The 19,063-nt window shown below is 63.4% G+C and carries 19 protein-coding genes and 1 tRNA gene; 11 read left to right on the forward strand and 9 right to left on the reverse strand.

All coding sequences use genetic code 11. The features are described 5' to 3' along the window. Positions 1-135: 135 nt before the first annotated feature. Genes LFT43_RS15890 through LFT43_RS15900 form a run of 3 tightly spaced genes read left to right on the forward strand, consistent with a single transcriptional unit; the run spans position 136 to position 2,565 of the window. Positions 136-801: a TetR family transcriptional regulator gene (locus LFT43_RS15890; RefSeq protein WP_395798343.1), complete on the forward strand. Its 666-nt coding sequence runs from the start codon at positions 136-138 to the stop codon at positions 799-801. Next, a complete protein-coding gene (locus LFT43_RS15895) occupies positions 798-1,772 on the forward strand; it encodes an ABC transporter ATP-binding protein (RefSeq protein WP_395798345.1) in 975 nt (324 codons plus the stop codon). Before LFT43_RS15890 ends, LFT43_RS15895 begins: the two co-directional genes overlap by 4 nt. Then, the gene (locus LFT43_RS15900; RefSeq protein WP_395798347.1) at positions 1,765-2,565 is read left to right on the forward strand and encodes an ABC transporter permease subunit; all 801 of its coding nucleotides are present in this window, start codon (positions 1,765-1,767) and stop codon (positions 2,563-2,565) included. The genes LFT43_RS15895 and LFT43_RS15900 overlap by 8 nt, the downstream gene beginning before the upstream one ends. Before the next feature lie 77 nt (positions 2,566-2,642). On the opposite strand, the gene LFT43_RS15905 is transcribed toward LFT43_RS15900, so the two are convergent. Then, the gene (locus tag LFT43_RS15905) at positions 2,643-3,188 is read right to left on the reverse strand and encodes an acyl-CoA thioesterase (RefSeq protein WP_395798349.1); all 546 of its coding nucleotides are present in this window, start codon (positions 3,186-3,188) and stop codon (positions 2,643-2,645) included. A 139-nt stretch (positions 3,189-3,327) separates the two neighbouring features. Between LFT43_RS15905 and LFT43_RS15910 the strand changes: the two genes are divergently transcribed. After that, complete coding sequence (locus tag LFT43_RS15910) at positions 3,328-3,552, forward strand: hypothetical protein (protein ID WP_395798351.1); 225 nt, start codon at positions 3,328-3,330, stop codon at positions 3,550-3,552. Between the two features lie 231 nt (positions 3,553-3,783). On the opposite strand, the gene LFT43_RS15915 is transcribed toward LFT43_RS15910, so the two are convergent. After that, positions 3,784-3,865: transfer RNA gene (locus LFT43_RS15915), tRNA-Tyr, on the reverse strand. A 129-nt stretch (positions 3,866-3,994) separates the two neighbouring features. Continuing rightward, positions 3,995-4,261: a hypothetical protein gene (locus LFT43_RS15920; protein WP_268020669.1), complete on the reverse strand. Its 267-nt coding sequence runs from the start codon at positions 4,259-4,261 to the stop codon at positions 3,995-3,997. Positions 4,262-4,447: 186 nt separating this feature from the next. Here LFT43_RS15920 and LFT43_RS15925 point away from each other — a divergent pair, with 186 nt between their 5' ends. The 4 genes from LFT43_RS15925 (at position 4,448) to efeB (ending at position 8,754) form a co-directional block, all read left to right on the forward strand. After that, complete coding sequence (locus LFT43_RS15925; RefSeq protein ID WP_395798353.1) at positions 4,448-4,939, forward strand: YajQ family cyclic di-GMP-binding protein; 492 nt, start codon at positions 4,448-4,450, stop codon at positions 4,937-4,939. A 313-nt stretch (positions 4,940-5,252) separates the two neighbouring features. Then, complete coding sequence (gene efeU / locus LFT43_RS15930; protein ID WP_395798355.1) at positions 5,253-6,122, forward strand: iron uptake transporter permease EfeU; 870 nt, start codon at positions 5,253-5,255, stop codon at positions 6,120-6,122. Between the two features lie 38 nt (positions 6,123-6,160). Next, entirely contained in the window at positions 6,161-7,357 is a 1,197-nt protein-coding gene (gene efeO, locus LFT43_RS15935; RefSeq protein ID WP_395798357.1) for an iron uptake system protein EfeO, read from the forward strand. Continuing rightward, the gene (gene efeB, locus LFT43_RS15940; protein ID WP_395798359.1) at positions 7,354-8,754 is read left to right on the forward strand and encodes an iron uptake transporter deferrochelatase/peroxidase subunit; all 1,401 of its coding nucleotides are present in this window, start codon (positions 7,354-7,356) and stop codon (positions 8,752-8,754) included. Before efeO ends, efeB begins: the two co-directional genes overlap by 4 nt. 51 nt (positions 8,755-8,805) lie before the next feature. Here the strand turns inward: efeB and htpX are convergent, their stop codons facing one another. Next, entirely contained in the window at positions 8,806-9,675 is an 870-nt protein-coding gene (gene htpX, locus LFT43_RS15945; RefSeq protein WP_395798361.1) for a zinc metalloprotease HtpX, read from the reverse strand. A gap of 128 nt (positions 9,676-9,803) precedes the next feature. After that, positions 9,804-11,075 carry an MFS transporter gene (locus LFT43_RS15950; protein WP_395798363.1) on the reverse strand — a complete coding sequence of 424 codons (1,272 nt, stop codon included), beginning with the start codon at positions 11,073-11,075 and terminating at the stop codon, positions 9,804-9,806. Between the two features lie 173 nt (positions 11,076-11,248). Between LFT43_RS15950 and LFT43_RS15955 the strand changes: the two genes are divergently transcribed. The 3 genes from LFT43_RS15955 (at position 11,249) to LFT43_RS15965 (ending at position 14,073) form a co-directional block, all read left to right on the forward strand. Continuing rightward, entirely contained in the window at positions 11,249-11,740 is a 492-nt protein-coding gene (locus tag LFT43_RS15955) for a Fur family transcriptional regulator (protein ID WP_395798365.1), read from the forward strand. Further along, positions 11,737-13,221 (forward strand): catalase, encoded by a 1,485-nt coding sequence (locus tag LFT43_RS15960; RefSeq protein WP_395798367.1) that lies wholly within the window; start codon positions 11,737-11,739, stop codon positions 13,219-13,221. Before LFT43_RS15955 ends, LFT43_RS15960 begins: the two co-directional genes overlap by 4 nt. A 216-nt stretch (positions 13,222-13,437) precedes the next feature. Continuing rightward, positions 13,438-14,073 (forward strand): DUF2461 domain-containing protein, encoded by a 636-nt coding sequence (locus LFT43_RS15965; protein ID WP_395798369.1) that lies wholly within the window; start codon positions 13,438-13,440, stop codon positions 14,071-14,073. A 110-nt stretch (positions 14,074-14,183) separates the two neighbouring features. Here the strand turns inward: LFT43_RS15965 and LFT43_RS15970 are convergent, their stop codons facing one another. The 4 genes from LFT43_RS15970 to LFT43_RS15985 form a co-directional block, all read right to left on the reverse strand. Next, positions 14,184-15,746 carry an amino acid permease gene (locus LFT43_RS15970; protein WP_395798371.1) on the reverse strand — a complete coding sequence of 521 codons (1,563 nt, stop codon included), beginning with the start codon at positions 15,744-15,746 and terminating at the stop codon, positions 14,184-14,186. A gap of 109 nt (positions 15,747-15,855) precedes the next feature. Next, positions 15,856-16,272: a DUF779 domain-containing protein gene (locus LFT43_RS15975; protein ID WP_395798373.1), complete on the reverse strand. Its 417-nt coding sequence runs from the start codon at positions 16,270-16,272 to the stop codon at positions 15,856-15,858. Beyond that, complete coding sequence (gene adhP, locus LFT43_RS15980) at positions 16,272-17,294, reverse strand: alcohol dehydrogenase AdhP (protein WP_395798375.1); 1,023 nt, start codon at positions 17,292-17,294, stop codon at positions 16,272-16,274. Before adhP ends, LFT43_RS15975 begins: the two co-directional genes overlap by 1 nt. Positions 17,295-17,415: 121 nt before the next feature. Then, a complete protein-coding gene (locus LFT43_RS15985) occupies positions 17,416-18,939 on the reverse strand; it encodes an aldehyde dehydrogenase family protein (RefSeq protein ID WP_395798377.1) in 1,524 nt (507 codons plus the stop codon). Positions 18,940-19,063 lie beyond the last annotated feature (124 nt).

A 19,063-nucleotide genomic window follows, 5' to 3' on the forward strand; every position in this document is an offset into this window, starting at 1 on the left:
AGTCGCCTCTGTTCGCTTCCCGGCAAACCGGGAATAAAGCACGACGGCGACGTCCGAGACCCGGTCGAGCCGAGCCGCCGAGTGAAAATCACCAAACCATTGCGAGAAGTTGAACATATGTTTAGCATGTTAAACATGCGTTCAACAGCAGAGGATCTCAACACCCGAGCCCGCATCCGGGATGCCGCCATTGCCTTGTTCGGTCGGCAAGGCTTCTCCGCCGCCACCATCAGGGCCGTCGCCGCCGAGGCAGGAGTCAGCCCGGGCCTCGTGATCCACCATTTCGGCAGCAAAGCCGGCCTCCGCGAAGCCTGCGACAACCACGTGTTGGCCGAAACCGCGGGGCAGGGCATCCGGAAGACCGATCCTCAGGCGGTGGGCACACAGATCCAGAACTTCCTGTCCCACCCTGAGCAATACGCCCACGAGATCGCGTATGTCCGGCAGTCCCTCAGCGACGAGTCCGACGCGGGCGACGCCTTCTTTGATGCCGTGGTGGCCCAGACCCGGGCCATCATCGAGGCCGGAATCGCTGGCGGCACTATCCGAGCCTTCGACGACGTGGCGACCACCGCCGTCGTGGTCGCGACGAATAGCCTATCGACGCTGGTGCTCGGCAGGCACGCGGCCCGGGCAGTCGGAACGAGCGAGCTGGGTCCGGACATGCTCCGCGCACTGACGCTCCCCACCATCGACCTCTATACCCACGGCTTCTACTCAGACACCCGGTTCCTCGATGCCGCGCGCGCAGCGCTGCAGGCACCGGCACCGGAACCCACTGGAACGGAGACCGCATCATGAAACAGGCAATCGTCGTCGAAGGCCTGCGCAAGACGTTCGGCCGTCGGGAAGTCCTGCACGGCATCGACTTCAGGGTGGAACCGGGCAGCGTGTTCGGCGTCATCGGCCCCAACGGTGCCGGAAAGACCACCACCATGCGCTGCCTGCTGGACATCATCCGCCCAAGCGGTGGACATGTTCAGGTGCTCGGCGAAGATCCGCGCCACGCAGGACCCGAGCTGCGACGCAGGATCGGCTACCTCCCGGGCGAGCTATTCCTGGAACAGCGCATCACCGGACGCAGGCTCCTGGACCACTACGCAGCGATCAGCGGCCCGGTGAAACCCGGACGCATCGACGAACTCGCTGAGCGTTTGGACCTGGACCTCGACCGCCACACGCGCAAGCTTTCCAAAGGCAACAAGCAGAAGCTTGGGCTGGTCCAGGCATTCATGCACAGCCCCGAGCTCCTCGTTCTGGACGAACCCACCAGCGGGCTGGATCCCTTGGTCCAACAGGAGTTCCTGGCCATGGTGCGGGAAGCCCGCGACAACGGTCAGACCGTCTTCCTGAGTTCGCATGTCCTCAGCGAAGTCCAGCAGGCCGCGGACGAGGTGGCGATCCTGCGGGACGGCAAGATCGTCACAGTGGCCACCGTCGATGCCCTCCGCGAGACCGCGCTCCGGCACTTGCGCCTCACCGCCAGCGGCATCAGAGCGGACGACGCCGGTGCGCTGCTAGGCCGGGTACCCGGCGTCGGAGCGCTTGAGGTGCTCAAAGTGGGCGACGGCGTCGGGGTCTCCGCGGTTCTAGAAGGGGACATCCAGCCGCTGGTGCAGGCGCTGTCCACGCTTCAACTGACGCATCTGGTGTTGGAAGAGCCTGACCTGGAGGAATCGGTGCTGAAGCTGTACGGGATGACAGGCAACGGCAAGCGCAACGGCAACGGCCACGAGGCGCTGGAGGCAACGAAAGGAGCCGGCAATGAATAGGAAACTGCCTCTCTTCAGGCGCGCATTCCTGGACCCTTGGCGTTCAACGCTGGGTTGGGCGGCTGGATTGGCGGCTGCGATCGCTCTCTATCTTCCACTCTTCCCTTCGATCGGCGGCAGCTCGCAGATGCAGGGAATGATCAATGCCTTGCCCCCGGAAATGACCAAGGCCTTGAACTACGACCAGATCGCCACCGGCACCGGGTACACCCAAGCCACGGTGCTCGGGCTCATCGGCTTCCTCCTGATGACCATCGCCACTGTGTCCTGGGGCGCTGCGGCCGTAGCCGGTGACGAGGAGTCCGGACAGTTGGAACTCACGCTCGCCCACGGGGTGACCAGGATCCAAGTCGCGTTGGAGCGGGCCCTGGCTATGGCCTTGCGCGTGGTTCTGCTCGCCGTGTTGGTTGAAGTGCTGATCCTCTCGCTCAATGAATCGGCGCAGCTGAAAATCAACCCGCAGAACCTGTTCGGCGCCACGGTCATGTTTGCCGGACTCGCACTCCTCAGCGGCACGGGGGCATTGTTCGCCGGCGCATTGACGGGGCGGAAAGCGTACGGGCTGGCTGCGGGGACTGCTATCGGCGTGCTGGGCTACGTGTTCAACGCCGTGGGCAGGCAAAGCCCGGACCTTGGCTGGCTGCTCAATCTCTCCCCGTATCACTGGGCCTACGGCAACTCACCGGTGACCAATGGGGCGGATTGGGCTGCCGCCGGCTGGCTGTGGGGAATCTCGGCAGGGCTGGTGTTGCTGAGTGCGGTTGCGCTGCAAAGGCGCGACGTCGGGGCGTAACGCGGCATGCGGGCGTCCGGCGGCCTTGGCACCCGGCCCCGCGGGTCTAGTGGTCTGAGGCGTTAGCGCCAGAGATGCTAGTGCCAGAGGTGAGGTGCGGCTTTGCGGGCGCCGGGGAGCGCGTTGTTCTCACGCCACTCGTGGATCCATTCCGGAAGCTCAAGGTCTGCGGGAGGTTCCCCGAACTCGGCCAGGATTTCCTCCTGGCTCACGGGCCGGCCTTTGGCGACAAGCCGTGTGGCAATATGCGCGCGTGCATAGATCTCGCCATCCACCACCATGCGCTGTTCAAAGTAGATGGCCTTGGAATCAAGTCCGATGATCTTGGACTCGATGGTGTATTGCTGCCAGAGCTGCAGGGACTTTCGGAAGGCGATGGTCTCCCCCGCAGCCACCGGACTCCAGCCGCGGCGACGCATCTTTTGCCAGATCCCGGCGCGCACCATGAGGTCGAAGCGTCCGAGATCCATCAGGGAGAAATACATGCCGTTATTGACATGCATTGCTATGTCGATGTCTGTGGGCAGCACTTGCATAGGCAGCGACGAGGTGTCCCATACGCTGAGTCGGCTCCGCTTGGACGAGGTGAACAAGAGCAGGAGAGTTCGGAGAAGCAGATGCATAACCGCCATGTTACTACCCAGTAACATTCGACGATAGCTTTGTATTGTGTGTCGTTGCATGGCACGGCGTTTACCGCGGGTTCACGTGCCACCGGCAGAATGTCTGAAAATAAATTGCAGAAGGTATCAAGGAGATCCCGTGAGCACCACCCAAATCACAAAGGCACACGCAGATGTGTGGCCGGAACTTCCGCTCCACCAGAAACTGGTCCTGCAGGACACCCGCGGCAACAGGATCGTCGGCACCTTGGATGGCATGACCAGCGACCGCAGTACCCTGTGGATCCAGTTGTCCGGTGGGCTGGGTCGCCAATTGGTGCACCACCTGGATGGATACTGGCTGGAGCCTGGCAGCGCGAGCTAAAACCGGGCGGGGCATGGCGCCGCCGGTGAGCAACCGCCGTCGTGCGCTGCCGAGAGACAGCGACACGGAAATCCACCCCCGACACGCAAAATCCGTGTCGACACCCGAATCCGAGTGTCGAGGTCCAGCTGCGCGGCGCAGACGATTTTCCGCGTCGAACCGGGGTCGATCCAAACAACACGGACGAACAAAAAATCCCCGGAACCACATGGTTCCGGGGATTTAATTTTGTGGCAGATGAGGGATTCGAACCCCCGTAGGCGTTGCCAGCTGATTTACAGTCAGCCCCCTTTGGCCGCTCGGGTAATCTGCCAAACTTCAAAAGAAGTCACTCCCGATCATCGTTTCGTTTCCGATCCGGTAACCGCGAGCAAGACAACCTTACAGAACTTCTGCCGAAGAATCGAATCGAGGCCTCGGAGCCCCAAAATCAGCGGAAAACTCAGGCATCTCCGAGTATCCGGCCCACCAGTTTGGCCTCGAAACTGGCCGCCTGCTCCATCGTGATCTGGTTGAGCTGCACCGCCCGCAGCAGGTCAGCGTGGACACCATCCATCCGGGATGCCGCGTCCGGGACCGGGCTCAGGACCACGGAGGCCGCGAGTGCCGCGGCTGCAACCGCGGTCGCAGCGGTGGCAGCGGCGACTCCGATTGAGCCGGCGGCGGCGGCAGCTGACTTGGTGACGTATCGGACGGCCTGGTTGCTCATGGTGCTCCCTTTCAGGATGGGCTCTTCAAACTGATACAACTCTGTCGGGGCAGTCTCAGTTCCGACCATACGTGTGCTGTGAGCGAACTGTGAACGTACCGCACACACCGGGTGCTTCCGTACTAGGCTGGATGGCAGACAAAACCGCCCGTTTCCGGGCCACACCCACCGATCAAAAGGAGAGTCATGGCAGGCGAATCCACATTCGACGTCGTCAGCAAGGTAGACAAGCAGGAAGTCGCCAACGCGCTCCACCAGTCCCAGAAGGAAATCGCACAGCGATACGACTTCAAGGGCGTCGGCGCCGAGATCGACTTCAGCGGCGAAAAGATCCTCATGAAAGCCAACTCCGAGGACCGCATTCTCGCCGTTCTGGACGTGTTCCAGTCCAAGCTCATCAAGCGCGGTATCTCCCTGAAGTCCCTCGACCAGGGCGAGCCTTACCCTTCCGGCAAGGAATTCCGTCTGGAATGCTCCATCAAGGAGGGCATTGCCCAGGACATGGCAAAGAAGATCAACAAGATCATCCGCGACGAGGCCCCGAAGTCCGTCAAGTCCCAGATCCAAGGCGACGAGCTCCGCGTCACATCGAAGTCCCGCGATGACCTGCAGGAAACCATGAACATCCTGAAGAAATTCGAAGAGGCCGATCTCCAGTTCGTGAACTTCCGCAGCTAAGACTTGCTGTGGCCCAGGCCGCCATCCTGAAGTGCGACGACGGCGCGTTGCCCCCTGAGCGGGCAACGCGCCGTCGTCGTTAATGGGGGTAGGCGTGTCACGCCGCGCAACTTTTTGGGGTCGAGGTCTTGCGAAGACCCCGGGATTCCGCGACTGGAACGATCCGCGGAGGTCAAAAGACTGCCGCGCGTGACAACCACCACCGTGCAATCTCAAAATAATTACGACACGTTTCTTTTGCGCAATCACGCCAAGCGGGTACTGTACTTCCTTAGGCGAGCCTAAGTGTGGCTCCCCTAACGAAAGATTCCACATGACCGCGAACTTCCTGATCGGCCTGCGCGAAGGCCTTGAAGCCACACTCGTTGTGGTCCTGCTCATGGCCTACCTGGTCAAGACCGGACGCCGCTCGCTGCTCCCCCGGCTTTGGGCCGGCGTCGGCATCGCGGTGGCGGTGTCCATCGCTTTTGGCGCCCTGCTCACCTTCGGCCCGCAGGGGCTGACCTTCGCGGCGCAAGAGGCGATCGGAGGCGGACTGTCCATTGTCGCCGTCGCGCTCGTCACCTGGATGGTCTTCTGGATGGCGCGCACTGCCCGCAGCCTCGGCGGCGAGCTCAAGTCGCAAGTGGACAAGATGGCCGACGGCGCCGCGTGGGGTCTCGTCCTCGTTGCCGCCATCGCGGTGGGCCGCGAAGGCCTTGAGACGGCGCTGTTCCTCTGGGCAGCGGCCCAGGCCGCCGGAGAGTCAACGCAGCCCCTGATCGGCGCGTTGCTCGGCCTGGCCGTTGCCGCCGGGCTCGGATACCTGCTGCACCGCGGGGTCCTGAGGGTCAACCTCTCGCGCTTCTTCACGTGGACCGGCGTCGGGCTCATCGTGATCGCGGGCGGCGTGCTGGCCTATGGAATCCACGACCTCCAGGAGGCAGGAATCCTGCCAGGGCTCCACAGCCTCGCGTTCGACGTCTCCGCCACCATCCCGCCGTCGTCCTGGTACGGCACCCTGCTGAAGGGCACCCTCAACTTGTCTCCGGCCACCACGTGGCTCGAAGCCGGAGCCTGGTTGCTGTACGTGATCCCGGTGCTCTACTTCTACATCCGCGCCAATAGTTCCACGCCCGCAAAGTCCTCCAGCGACGCGGCAGCAGGAAACGCCGCCGCTTCCCAGGCCACAAACGCCGCCTAAACGTTTCTCGCACCCCCTAAAAAACAGAAGGAAACCCCATGCCTGGCACTCCCCTGCCCAAAATGACTTCCCGGTTCCGGACGTCGCTTGCCCTCGTCGCCGCAGCCGCAGCCGTTCCCCTGGCACTCACCGGGTGCACGGACAACGCAAAGACCCCCGGCTCCAGCACCTCCGCCGGACCGATCCAGGTCACCAGCACCAGGACTGAGTGCAAGGTTTCCACCGGCAGCGTCCCCAGCGGCAACCTGAGCTTCGCGGTCAAGAACGAAGGCACGGAAATCACCGAGTTCTACCTCCTCGCCGAAGACGGCCTACGGATCGTCGGCGAAGTGGAGAACATCGGTCCTGGCCTGACCCGCAACTTGGTGGTCACTGCCCCGGCAGGCAAGTACACCACCGCGTGCAAGCCCGGCATGCAGGGCGACGGCATCCGCTCAGCCTTCGAAGTCACGGACTCGGGAAACAAAACCGCCGTCGACGCTGATTTCCAGAAGCTCGTGGACTCCGGCGTCCAGCAGTACGCGGCGTACGTCAAGGACCAGACCGAGCAGCTCGTCACAGGCACCAAGGCATTCGCTGACGCCTACGCTGCAGGTGACGCCAGCAAGGCCCGGGAGCTCTACGCCGCGACCCGCATGCACTGGGAGCGGATCGAACCCGTCGCGGAGTCCTTCGGCGACCTCGACCCCAAGCTGGACGCCCGCGAAGCCGACCTTGAGCCCGGCCAGGAATGGACTGGCTGGCACCGCGCCGAAAAAGACCTGTTCCCGCCAGCGGGTCACACGGCGCTGACCGCCGCAGAGCGCGCCAAGATCGCCACGCAGCTCGTGGCCGATACTGAGGAACTTGGCAAGCGCACCCGCACGGTGGAACTCTCCGCGGACAAGCTCGGCAACGGAGCCAAGGAACTCCTGGACGAAGTTGCACGCGGCAAGGTCACCGGCGAGGAGGAAATCTGGTCCCACACAGACCTCTGGGACTTCCAGGCCAACGTCGACGGCGCCCGGATCGCCTTCGAAAGCCTCAAGCCCGCGCTCACGCAGAAAGATGCCGCCCTCGCCAATAGCCTCGACGAGAAGTTCGCAGCCCTGCAGGCCGAGCTCAAGAAGCACGCCAAGGGTGACGGCTTCGCGTACTACAACGAGCTCAGCGCCACCGAGGTCCAGCAGCTCGCAGCCCTCGTCGACGCTCTGGGAGAGCCGCTGTCGAAGCTCACCTCGGCCGTGGTCCTGTGAGCGGCTGCCCTTCCAGCGGCAAGTCCGCTGAGGCGCCCGACGGCGGCACCCAGGCTGACGCCGTCGGGTCCGCTCCTGCCGCCGCTCCCGAGTCGGCGGCCGCGTCCGACGTCGGGTCCGCCAAGCGCGGCCTGTCGCGTCGAGGGCTGCTTTCCCTCGCCGGCGTGGGCGGTGCCGGTGCCGCAGCCGGCCTAGCCGCCGGCTTCCTGAGCCATGATGCCGTGGCGGCAGCGGCGGTCCCGGCCGGCGCTGCAAGCAATGTGGTTCCGTTCTACGGCGAACGCCAGGCAGGCATCGTCACGCCGGCGCAGGACCGTCTCCACATGGCTGCCTTCGACGTGACCGTTGAGGACCGGGCCGCGGTGATCAAGCTCCTGAAGAACTGGACTGCCGCGGCCGAAGCAATGACCGCCGGCCGTACAACGGGAGGAACTGGTGCCGTCGACGGCCCCTACGATGCGCCACCCGAAGACACAGGTGAGGCCCTTGACCTCGCGGCCGGCAAGCTGACCCTGACTTTTGGCTTTGGCCCCGGCCTCTTCGAAAAGGACGGCAAGGCCCGATTTGGCCTGGACGGTCGCCGGCCGGACGCCCTGATCGATTTGCCGCACTTCCCCGGCGACGCCCTCCAGCCAGAACGGACGGGGGGCGACATTGTGGTCCAGGCCTGTGCTGACGACCCCCAGGTGGCTGTGCACGCGATCCGCAACCTGGCGCGCATCGGCTTCGGCAAGGTGCGCGTCCGCTGGTCCCAACTGGGCTTTGGCCGGACCTCGTCCACGTCACGGGCCCAAACGACCCCGCGTAACCTATTCGGTTTCAAGGACGGCACGGCCAACATTAAGGCGGAGGATGCCGCGCTGCTCGATCAGCACGTGTGGGCCACCGCCGGAAGCCGTTCTGGAGAAGCCTGGATGGCTGGAGGCAGCTATCTGGTTTCCCGGCGGATCAGGATGCACATCGAGATCTGGGACCGGACCTCGCTGCGCGAACAGGAAGGGCTGATCGGCCGCACCAAGGGTGCGGGAGCGCCCCTGTCCGGGGGAGAGGAATTCACGGCGCCGGACTTCGGGATCAAGGGACGCGACGGCGAGCCGTTGATCGCCGTCGACTCCCACGTCCGGCTGGCGCACGCGAGCCAGAACGACGGCGTGAAGATGCTCCGCCGCGGATACAACTACACCGACGGCTCGGACGGACTCGGCCACCTCGACGCAGGCCTGTTCTTCATCGCCTTCGTCAAGGACCCGCGGACGCACTACGTACCCATGCAGATGGCCATGGCTAAGAGCGACAAGCTGGCCCTGGAATACCTGAAGCACACCGGCTCCGGCCTGTTCGCGGTTCCCCCAGGCATCAAGGCGGGCGGCTTCATTGGTGAGGGCTTGTTCGCATGAAGCCGCCCGTCGTCGATTGCGGCGCTGGACCGGCGACTCTTGGACCGCCGGCTAGGAAAGCGGCCGTCCAGCCATCCGCTCAAGCCGCTCGATGCGCTCGCGCATGGGCGGGTGGGTGGCGAAAAGCTTAGTCATGGCTCCGCCGCGGAACGGGTTGGCAATCATGAGGTGCGAGGTATTCACGAGGCGCTGGTCCTGTGGCAGCGGCACCTGCTTCACACCCGCTTCGATCCTGCGCAGGGCTGAGGCGAGCGCCAGCGGATCGCCGGTGAGCTCCGCGCCGTCGTGGTCGGCGTCGTACTCCCTGGTACGGGAAATGGCGAGCTGGATCAGAGAGGCGGCAAACGGCGCCAGGAGCGCCATGGCGAGCAAGGCAATCGGATTGGCGTTCCGCCGGTCCCCGCCACCGAAGAACAGCAGCATCTGGCCCACAGAGGTAATGACGCCGGCGACGGCGGCCGCGATTGACGAGGTGAGGATGTCGCGGTTGTAGACGTGCATGAGCTCATGGCCGAGAACGCCGCGTAGCTCGCGTGCGTCAAGCAGGTTCAGGATGCCTTCGGTGCAGCACACGGCGGCATTCTTCGGATTGCGTCCCGTGGCGAAGGCGTTGGGGGTCATCGTCGGAGAAACGTAGATCCGCGGCATAGGCTGGTTTGCCCGCACTGAGAGCTCCCTGACGATTTGGTACAGCTGGGGAGCCTGCGCCTCCGAGACCGGGTAGGCGGCCATGGAACGGATGGCAATCTTGTCGCTGTTCCAATATCCGTAGGCCGTTGTCGCGACACCGACCAGGGCCATGATCCAGATGGGCGCCGCGCTGCGGGTGCCCGCGCCGATCAGGGCACCGAGCCCCAGCAGCACCGCCCAAAGCACACCGAACAGCGCTGCGGTTTTCAGGCCATTGTGATGATTGTGCACTTCACTACTTTCTTGCAGTTCTCTCGCTGTTGTCTTGCATTCATGCTGGTTCTGTTCCCATTAACGCCGACGGCGGTCCGGACGTTCCGGCCTGGGGCTGCGGAATGCGGCGCTGGGCTAGGGCGCGGTTACGGCACGGGGTGAACGGAGTCGTACCGGAGGAATCCGCGCTGCCAACGGGCCACGAGCCAGGCCAGGACCGCACACAGCACGCCGCCCAGGAGTAGTACCCGGCCTTCGCTGAGAACTTTGGTGACGCCACCAGCGAGCATGTCCCCCACTCGCGGACCTCCGGCAACTACCACGATGAACACGCCTTGCAACCGTCCCCGCATGTGATCCGGAGTGGCTGATTGCAGGATGGTTGTGCGGAAGACCGCACTGACGGAGTCCGAGATTCCGGCAAGGGCACAACAGATGGCGGCGGGGACTATCCAAGGGGTCACGCCACCGCGACCAGAATCGCCCGCAAGGACTACCACCAGGCCGAACGCTGCGATCGAGAAGCCCCATCCGGCCACGGACCATACCACCGCACTGCCCTGGCGCCGCACCCTTCCCAGGGGGCCTGAGAACAACCCCGCTAGGAAGGCGCCCACTGCCACGGAGGCGAGCAGTACACCCACGGTGGTGTCACCGCCGCCGATCATGGTGGCGCCAATGGCCGGCATGAGGGCGCGCGGCTGGGCGCAGATCATCGCGATGAGATCGATGATGAAGGTCATGCGGAGATTCGGCCGGGTGCCCAGGAACCGGAAGCCCTCGACGACCGAGCGAAGGCCGGGTGCCGACGCGTTCTCGCCTGCGGGCAGGGGCGGAAGCTTGAACAGGCTCCACAGCGCGAAAGCAAAGCTGAAGGCGTCGATCGTGTAGGTCCAGCCAAAACCGCTCGACGCAACCAGCACACCAGCAAGCAAGGGGCCTGCCGTCATGGAAATGCCCATGTTGAGCATGCTCAACGCGTTGGCCGCAGGCAGCAGCTCTTTCCGGACCAGCAAGGGAATAATGGCGCTGCGTGCGGGCCCGTTGATGCCTTGCGCGCCGCTTTGGATCGCAACGAGCGCAAACAGGATCCAGACATTGTTGAGTTGGAACCACGCTTGGAGCGCGAGGGCAGCGCTGCAGGCCCACAAAACGAGGGAAGAAACGATCGCGACTTTCCGTCGGTCGTAAGCGTCGGAAATGGCACCGCCGAACAAACCCGCGATCACCAGCGGAACCAAGGCAAAGACGCTCAGCAGGCCTACGTAGAGGCTCTGCTGGGTGATGCTGTAGACCTCAAGGCTCACGGCAACGAGCGTCAACTGGGATCCGACCATCGACACGGAGGACCCGAGCCACAGGCGGCGGAATGCGGGGCTTTCGCGAAGCGGAGTCATGTCAGCGAGGAGTTTTGCCACCGTCCAACCCTACCCATCAACAAGTGCTCCCTCCCGGAGGCAACGCATCCTCCCCTAAGGACGCAACGCGTAAGGCAGCTGGAGGTGCCCGGCCGGACCGCCGCCTGCCCGGTTCATCCGAAGTTAGCCTCACCTTATTGTGAAGGACTCATAATAAGTGCTTCAATGAGGGTATGGCAGATCACTCGGCAGACCAGGAAGCGTGGGCTTCCGCCCTGCATTCTCACGGACGCCGCGTGACCAAGCAGCGTTTGGCGGTCCTCGCTGCCGTTCAGCACAATCCACATTCCCCGGCCGAAGGCATCCTGGCTGCCGCGCGCAAGGATCTTCCCGAACTGACAGCGCAGTCTGTTTATGTGGTGCTGAGCGACCTCACGGACCTACAGATGCTGCGACGCTTCGAACCGCCCCACTCCCCTGCGCTGTACGAGACGCGGGTGGGCGACAATCACCACCACGCCGTCTGCATCAGCTGTGGCCGGGTGGAGGACGTCGATTGCGCCGTGGGCCATGCTCCATGCCTCACCCCGCACTGGGATGAGCACTCCAAACCCATGACCATCCAGATCGCAGATGTGCTGTACCAAGGCATCTGCCAGGACTGCCAGGCCAAACAACAGCTTCCTACTCAAACGCAAGTAACCCACGAAATAGGAGAACGATGACCGCGAACATTTCGACAACACAGTCGGGCGCACCAGTCACTTCGGATGCGCATTCCAAGTCCGTCGGCGCCGATGGTGCCATCATCCTGACCGACCACTACCTGGTGGAAAAGCTCGCACAGTTCAACCGCGAGCGAGTCCCGGAGCGTGTTGTCCACGCCAAGGGTGGCGGCGCTTTCGGTACCTTCAAGACTTCCTCGGACGTTTCCAAGTACACCAAGGCAGCCCTGTTCCAGCCCGGCGTCGAGACGGACATGCTCATCCGATTCTCCTCCGTTGCAGGCGAGAACGGCTCCCCGGACACCTGGCGCGACCCCCGCGGCTTCGCCGTGAAGTTCTACACTTCCGAGGGCAACTACGACCTCGTGGGCAATAACACCCCCGTCTTCTTCATCCGAGACGGCATCAAGTTCCCGGACTTCATCCACTCGCAGAAGCGCCTCCCGGGCACGCACCTGCGTGACGCCGACATGCAGTGGGACTTCTGGACCCTCTCCCCCGAGTCCGCACACCAGGTCACCTGGCTCATGGGCGATCGTGGCCTGCCGGCTTCCTGGCGTGAAATGCAGGGCTACGGCTCGCACACCTACCAGTGGATCAACGGCGAGGGCGAGCGCTTCTGGGTCAAGTACCACTTCAAGTCCAACCAGGGCGTCAAGACCATCACGGGCGACCAGGCTGAAGAGCTGGCCGGCTCGGACGCGGACTTCTACATCCGCGACCTCCAGGAAAACATCGCCGCCGGCAACTTCCCGTCCTGGGAGCTGCACGTCCAGGTCATGCCCTACGAGGACGCCAAGACGTACCGCTTCAACCCGTTCGACCTCACCAAGGTCTGGCCGCACGCGGACTACCCGCTGATCCACGTGGGCACCATGGAGCTCAACAAGAACCCGGAGAACTACTTCGCGCAGATCGAGCAGGCCACCTTTGCGCCGTCGAACTTCGTTCCCGGTATCGCAGCTTCCCCGGACAAGATGCTGCAGGCACGCATCTTCTCCTATGCTGACGCACACCGTTACCGCGTCGGCACCAACCACGCCCAGATCCCGGTGAACCAGCCGAAGAACCAGGTCAACAACTACAGCCAGGACGGCTCGGGACGCTACCTGTTCAACGCTCCCACGGTTCCGGTCTACGCACCGAACTCCGTGGGTGGCCCGGCTGCTGTTGAACCGCAGAACCCGGCTGGCGGCTGGGAGAACGATGGCGAGCTGACGCTCTCCGCACACTCGCTGCACGCCGAGGACGGAGACTTCGTCCAGGCCGGCGCTCTCTACCGCGAAGTGTACGACGACGGCGCCAAGGCCCGTCTGCTGGACACCATCACGGGCGCTGTGGGTGGCGTCAAGAGCCCCGGCATCAAGGAACGCGCCATCCAGTACTGGACCAACGTCGACGCCGAACTCGGCGCCAAGTTGCGCGCCAACCTCGGCGCCGGCCAGGGCGAGTCGGCTGCTGAAGCAGCCAACAAGCTCTAACAACGTCCAACAACAGGCAACCCCGCTGCGGATTCTCCGCGGCGGGGTTGCTTTTTGATGCGCATCAAAACCGTGGCTTGTTGCGGTTCCTGAGGTTGTAGCCGGCGGAACGCGAAATAAGATACGGACCGAGAGATCTGCCTCTCCGCGACGAGTTTTCCACATAGCCGACAATGGCTCTGGCTAGCTCGGCGTTGTCGTCCATAGGATCCTTACATGAGCACATTTACCGGGATCCCCGCAGCGGCCATCGCCTTCTATGCCGAGCTTGAAGAGAATAACAACCGAGAATGGTGGCTGGCGCACAAAGACATTTACGACTCCGCTGTGAAGGAGCCTCTGACGCTATTGCTGGAGGAGCTTGAGCCAAGGTTCGGGCCGGGCAAGGTCTTCCGCCCCAACAGGGATGTCCGCTTCTCCCAGGACAAGTCGCCTTACAAAACGGCGCAGGGCGCGTTTGCTGCCCACAAGGAGGGCGTGGGCTTCTACCTTCAGCTCAGTGCGGACGGGTTACTCGTGGGCGGCGGATGCCACTCGCGAACTCCTGAGCAGATTGCCCGGTTCCGCGCCGCCACGGATGCACCGGCCAGTGGAGAAGAACTCCAGAAAATCGTCGATACCATTGCCGCGGCAGGTTTCGCGGTTGAAGGGGAGAAACTCAAGACCGTGCCGCGTGGTTTCGACAAAGACCATCCACGCGCCGAGCTCCTCAAGCACAAGTCCCTGTCTGCCGGGGTGACTTTGGGCGAACCTGAGTGGATGTCGCAGCCCTCGGCCAAAGAAGAGATCGCCCAGCGTTGGGAGGTACTGCGACCGCTCGTGGAGTGGGTCAACGAGCACGCGGCCCCGTAAGCGTTAGAGCCGCACGCGGCCCCGTAAGCGTTAGAGCCGCATGTGTCGGAGTCCAATGGGGAGCCCCCTCAAGCCGAAGCTTGAGGGGGCCATGGATCCAGTCAGGGGCATCAGACCTTGCTGAGGCTGTCCTCGTCGTCGCTTGAGTCGGTTGAACCGCTGGAGTCGCCGCTCCTCCCAGCGACCGCAGCCTTCGCCGCAGCGAACTTCTCGTTCAGGCGGGAGTGGCGCTGGCCGTATGCAAAGTAGATGGCAAGTCCGATTGCCAGCCAGATGGCGAAGAAGATCCAGGTTTCCACGGCCAGGTTCGTCATCAGGTAGAGGCACAGGACAGCGGAAACTACCGGAAGCACCTTGCCAAACGGAACCCGGAAAGCCGGCTTCAGGTCCGGGCGCTTCTTACGCAGCACCAGGATGCCGAGGCTGACCATGACGAACGCCGAAAGCGTGCCGATGTTGATCATTTCTTCAAGGAGATCCACATTGGTAAGGCCAGCCACGATCGCCACGGCCGCGCCACAGATGATTTGGAGGCGGACCGGCGTCGAGCGCTTGTCGCTCGTCTTGGACAACGACCGCGGGAGCAATCCGTCGCGGCTCATGGCCAAGACCACGCGGGCAAGTCCCATGAGCAGCACCATGATGACGGTGGTCAAACCGATCAGGGAACCGAAGGCAATGACCTTGGCCGCGTCGGTATTTCCAACAGCCTCGAAGGCCGTGGTGAGGGTGGGGCTCTTGGCTTCGGCCAGTTGTGTGTAGGACACCATGCCGGTCAGGGCCAGGGAGACCAGGATGTACAGCACCGTCACGAGCGCCAGTCCGCCGAAGATGCCCCGCGGCAGAGTCTTCTGCGGGTTCTTGACCTCTTCCGCGGACGTGGCAACCACGTCGAAACCGATGAACGCAAAGAACACCAAGGCTGCGCCGGCAAAAATGCCCAGAGTTCCATACTGCGCCGGAACCGCACCGGTGAGGAAGCCGAAGAAGGACTGCTTCATCACGTCCGCGCCGTCGTTGCCGCCGGTGGGCTGCGATGCCGGGACAAAGGGCGTGTAGTTGGAGAACTTGACGTAGGTGAAGCCGACCACAATCACGAACAGCACCACGGCGATCTTGATCAGCGTGAAGATGTTGCCCACGCGGGCGGAGAGCTTGGTGCCGAGCACCAAGAGCACCGTGAAGATCGCGACAATCAGGAACGCGCCCCAGTAGAGGTCCACGCCTGCGATGTTCAGGGCCGGCGGCATATCGACGCCCATGAGGCCGAACACCTTGCTCAGATAGATGCCCCAGTACTTGGCGATGACCGCAGCAGCCGTAAAGAGTTCAAGGATGAGGTTCCAACCGATGATCCAGGCGAGGACTTCACCCATGGTGGCGTAGGTGAAGACGTACGCGGACCCCGCCACCGGGATGGCGGTAGCGAATTCGGCGTAACACATTATGGCCAGGGCGCACGTGACGGCTGCGACGGCAAAGGAAATCGTCACGGCGGGCCCGGCAAAGTTTGCGGCGGCTTTCGCGCCGACGGAGAAGATCCCGGCGCCGACGGCGACGGCGACACCCATGATCATCAGATCCCAGGTGCTGAGGGAACGCTTGAGCTTGCGTCCGGGTTCATCGGCGTCCGCAATGGACTGCTCGATTGACTTGGTCCGGAAGAGGTTCATAGATGAGTCCACAATCTTAATGGGTGTTGGAAACAGACTCATCAAGGGTAGTGTCCATCCAGCGGACAATCACTTTTGTCCCGAATCGTGAGACGCGAGCTGCTCATCCTCAGAGCTTGGGGACGTTCCAGTCCATCAAGGCGGAGCGGATGAGGAAGCGTTTGCCCTCTGGTGATTCCACGGAGAAGCCACTCCCCCTGCCTGCCACCACGTCCACCGTCAGGTGGGTGTGCGACCAGTAGTTGAACTGTTCCCGGGACATCCAGAACTCCAAAGGCTGGGGCCGTTCGCTATCTCCGATGTCAAAAAGGCCGAGCAAAACGTCCGAGTCGCCGGTTATGAACTCGCCGGCCGGGTAGCACATGGGCGAGGAGCCGTCGCAGCAACCACCGGACTGGTGGAACATGAGCGGCCCATGCTGCTCCCACAGCTTCTTGAGCAATTCGATGGAGGGGGCGGTGAGCGCCACCCGGGAAAAGTCTTCCCCGGGCAGCGTCACTGCGGCGTCGAGCCGGTTGTGGGGCATTAGAACCTCAGCACCACACGGCCGTCGATCTTGGCATGCTTCATCTCATCAAGGACCGCGTTGACCTCGGAGAGCTCACGCGTGGACACGGTCGGGTGGATCTTGCCCTGCGCGTAGAAGTCCAGCGCTTCCTCCAGGTCCTGCCGCGTCCCCACGATCGAGCCGCGGACGGTCAGGCCCTTGAGCACAATCTCGAAGATCGGTGCAGGGAAGTCTCCCGGCGGAAGTCCGTTGAAGACGATGGTCCCGCCGCGCCGGGCCATGCCGATCGCCTGCCCGAATGCCGACGGGTGCACTGCCGTGACCAGGACGCCGTGACAGCCTCCGGTTTCGCGCTGGATGACTTCGGCAGGATCCTCGTGCAGCGCGTTGACGGTGAGCTCCGCGCCGTGCTTCCTGGCCAGGGCAAGCTTGTCATCGGCGATGTCCACGGCCGCGACCCGCAGGCCCATGGCCACTGCGTACTGGACCGCGATGTGCCCCAGGCCGCCGATGCCGGAAATGGTGACCCATTGGCCCGGCTTGGCCTCAGTCATCTTCAGCCCTTTGTAGACGGTGACACCGGCGCACAGCACCGGAGCAACCTCCACGGGGTCCGAACCTGCCGGAATCCTCGCGGCGAACCGGCTGTTTACCAGCATGTACTCCCCGAACGAGCCGTCCACACTGTAGCCGGCGTTCTGCTGGGCTTCGCACAGCGTTTCCCAGCCGGTCCGGCAGTACTGGCAGTCGCCACAGGCGGACCAGAGCCAGGCATTACCCACAAGGTCCCCGACTGCCAGGTCGGTGACGCCTTCACCGAGGGCAACAACTTCGCCCACGCCTTCATGGCCAGGCACGAACGGCGGGGAGGGCTTGACGGGCCAGTCCCCCTCCGCGGCGTGCAGGTCGGTGTGGCAGACGCCGGTGGTGATGACCTTGACCAGCGCTTCCCCCCGGCCAGGAGTGGGAATGGGGAGGGACTGGATCTGAAGGTCTTTTCCGAATTCGGTTACTACGGCTGCTTGCATTGTCGTCGTCATTGGCGAAATCCTTGCGTCGTTGAAGCGTTGTTCTAGGAGTGCTGCTGTTCCTGCGGGGTGGCCGCGATGGTTTGGCGGGGAGGGATCTGTGCCGATCCCTCCCCGCCGGGCTAAGTGCGGCCTAGAAGAAGCCGAGCTTGTTTTCGTTGTAGCTGACCAGGAGGTTCTTGGTCTGCTGGTAGTGATCCAGCATCATGGCGTGGTTTTCGCGTCCGATGCCGGAGGACTTGTATCCGCCGAACGCGGCACCGGCCGGGTAGGCGTGGTAATTGTTCACCCACACGCGGCCGGCCTGGATTTCCCGGCCTGCACGGTAGGCGACGTTCCCGTTGCGGGACCATACGCCGGCCCCGAGTCCGTACAGAGTGTCGTTGGCGATGCCGATGGCGTCGTTGTAGTCGCTGAACTTCGTCACGGAAACTACCGGGCCGAAGATCTCCTCCTGGAAGATCCGCATCCGGTTATGGCCCTCGAAGATTGTCGGCTGGACGTAGTAGCCGCCGGCCAGGTCACCGTCCAGCTGGGCCCGGGCACCCCCAGTGAGGACCTTGGCGCCTTCCTGCTTTCCGATGTCGATGTAGGAGAGGATCTTCTCCAGCTGGTCGTTCGAGGCCTGGGCACCCAGCTGGGTTTCAGTGTCCAGCGGGTTGCCCTGGATGATCTTGTTGGTCCGGGCCACGGCGTCCGCCATAAAGGAGTCGTAGATGCCTTCCTGGACCAGGGCGCGGGACGGGCAGGTGCACACTTCGCCCTGGTTGAAGGCGAAGAGTGTGAAGCCTTCCTGGGCCTTGTCGTAGAACGCGTCGTTCTGCGCGGCGACGTCGTCGAAGAAGATGTTCGGGCTCTTGCCGCCCAGTTCAAGGGTCACCGGGATCAGGTTCTGGGACGCGTACTGGCTGATCAACCGGCCCGTGGTGGTCTCCCCGGTGAAGGCTATCTTGCGGATCCGGGGGCTGGAAGCCAGAGGCTTGCCGGCCTCGACGCCGAAGCCGTTGACGACGTTCACCACACCGGCAGGCAGCAGGTCGCTGATCAGCTCCATCAGGACAAGAATGGAGGATGGAGTCTGCTCGGCGGGCTTGAGGACGACGGCGTTGCCCGCGGCCAGTGCCGGGGCGAGCTTCCACACAGCCATCAGGATGGGGAAGTTCCACGGAATGATCTGGCCCACCACGCCCAGCGGCTCGCGGAAGTGGTACGCCGTGGTGTCCTCGTCCAGCTGGGACAGATGGCCTTCCTGCGCCCGGATCGCGGAGGCGAAGTAGCGGAAGTGGTCCGCCGCCAAGGGAATGTCAGCGTTCAGGGTCTCCCGGATCGGTTTGCCGTTGTCCCAGCTCTCGGCCACGGCCAGCAGCTCGGTATTCTCGTCAATGCGGTCGGCGATCTTGTTCAGGATTGCGGCACGCTCGGTCGCTGAGGTCTTGCCCCAGGACGGAGCCACCTTGTGCGCTGCGTCCAGGGCCAGCTCGATGTCCTCGGCCGTGCCCCGCGCAACCTCGCAGAAGGCCTTCCCGGTCACCGGAGTGATGTTTTCGAAGTACTGCCCCTTGACCGGGGCAACCCACTCGCCGCCGATCCAGTTCTCGTAACGGTCCTTGAACGTGACCTTCGAACCCTCGGCACCCGGCTGTGCATAAACAGTCATTGCTAGCTCCTTTGCTCCGCATGATGGTGGCCTTGCTATGGCTTCAGCGTAGGAGCGGGGAGGTTGCAAGCAGGTTGCAACGTTGTGGTTCAGATCACTTGGAGGCTGGTTCGAAGGCTTGCAC

The organism is Arthrobacter sp. FW306-04-A (genome assembly GCF_044358315.1).
In the GTDB taxonomy this organism is placed as follows: domain Bacteria; phylum Actinomycetota; class Actinomycetes; order Actinomycetales; family Micrococcaceae; genus Arthrobacter.

Excerpts from the sequence above, each read along its gene's own strand:
- LFT43_RS15905 (WP_395798349.1), bottom strand. The coding sequence starts at position 3,188 with ATGCATCTGCTTCTCCGAACTCTCCTGCTCTTGTTCACCTCGTCCAAG.
- LFT43_RS15895 (WP_395798345.1), top strand. The coding sequence starts at position 798 with ATGAAACAGGCAATCGTCGTCGAAGGCCTGCGCAAGACGTTCGGCCGT.
- efeU (WP_395798355.1), top strand. The coding sequence starts at position 5,253 with ATGACCGCGAACTTCCTGATCGGCCTGCGCGAAGGCCTTGAAGCCACA.
- LFT43_RS15955 (WP_395798365.1), top strand. The coding sequence starts at position 11,249 with ATGGCAGATCACTCGGCAGACCAGGAAGCGTGGGCTTCCGCCCTGCAT.
- LFT43_RS15925 (WP_395798353.1), top strand. The coding sequence starts at position 4,448 with ATGGCAGGCGAATCCACATTCGACGTCGTCAGCAAGGTAGACAAGCAG.
- efeO (WP_395798357.1), top strand. The coding sequence starts at position 6,161 with ATGCCTGGCACTCCCCTGCCCAAAATGACTTCCCGGTTCCGGACGTCG.
- LFT43_RS15970 (WP_395798371.1), bottom strand. The coding sequence starts at position 15,746 with ATGAACCTCTTCCGGACCAAGTCAATCGAGCAGTCCATTGCGGACGCC.
- adhP (WP_395798375.1), bottom strand. The coding sequence starts at position 17,294 with ATGACGACGACAATGCAAGCAGCCGTAGTAACCGAATTCGGAAAAGAC.
- LFT43_RS15965 (WP_395798369.1), top strand. The coding sequence starts at position 13,438 with ATGAGCACATTTACCGGGATCCCCGCAGCGGCCATCGCCTTCTATGCC.
- LFT43_RS15920 (WP_268020669.1), bottom strand. The coding sequence starts at position 4,261 with ATGAGCAACCAGGCCGTCCGATACGTCACCAAGTCAGCTGCCGCCGCC.
- LFT43_RS15975 (WP_395798373.1), bottom strand. The coding sequence starts at position 16,272 with ATGCCCCACAACCGGCTCGACGCCGCAGTGACGCTGCCCGGGGAAGAC.
- LFT43_RS15890 (WP_395798343.1), top strand. The coding sequence starts at position 136 with ATGCGTTCAACAGCAGAGGATCTCAACACCCGAGCCCGCATCCGGGAT.
- LFT43_RS15900 (WP_395798347.1), top strand. The coding sequence starts at position 1,765 with ATGAATAGGAAACTGCCTCTCTTCAGGCGCGCATTCCTGGACCCTTGG.
- LFT43_RS15960 (WP_395798367.1), top strand. The coding sequence starts at position 11,737 with ATGACCGCGAACATTTCGACAACACAGTCGGGCGCACCAGTCACTTCG.
- LFT43_RS15985 (WP_395798377.1), bottom strand. The coding sequence starts at position 18,939 with ATGACTGTTTATGCACAGCCGGGTGCCGAGGGTTCGAAGGTCACGTTC.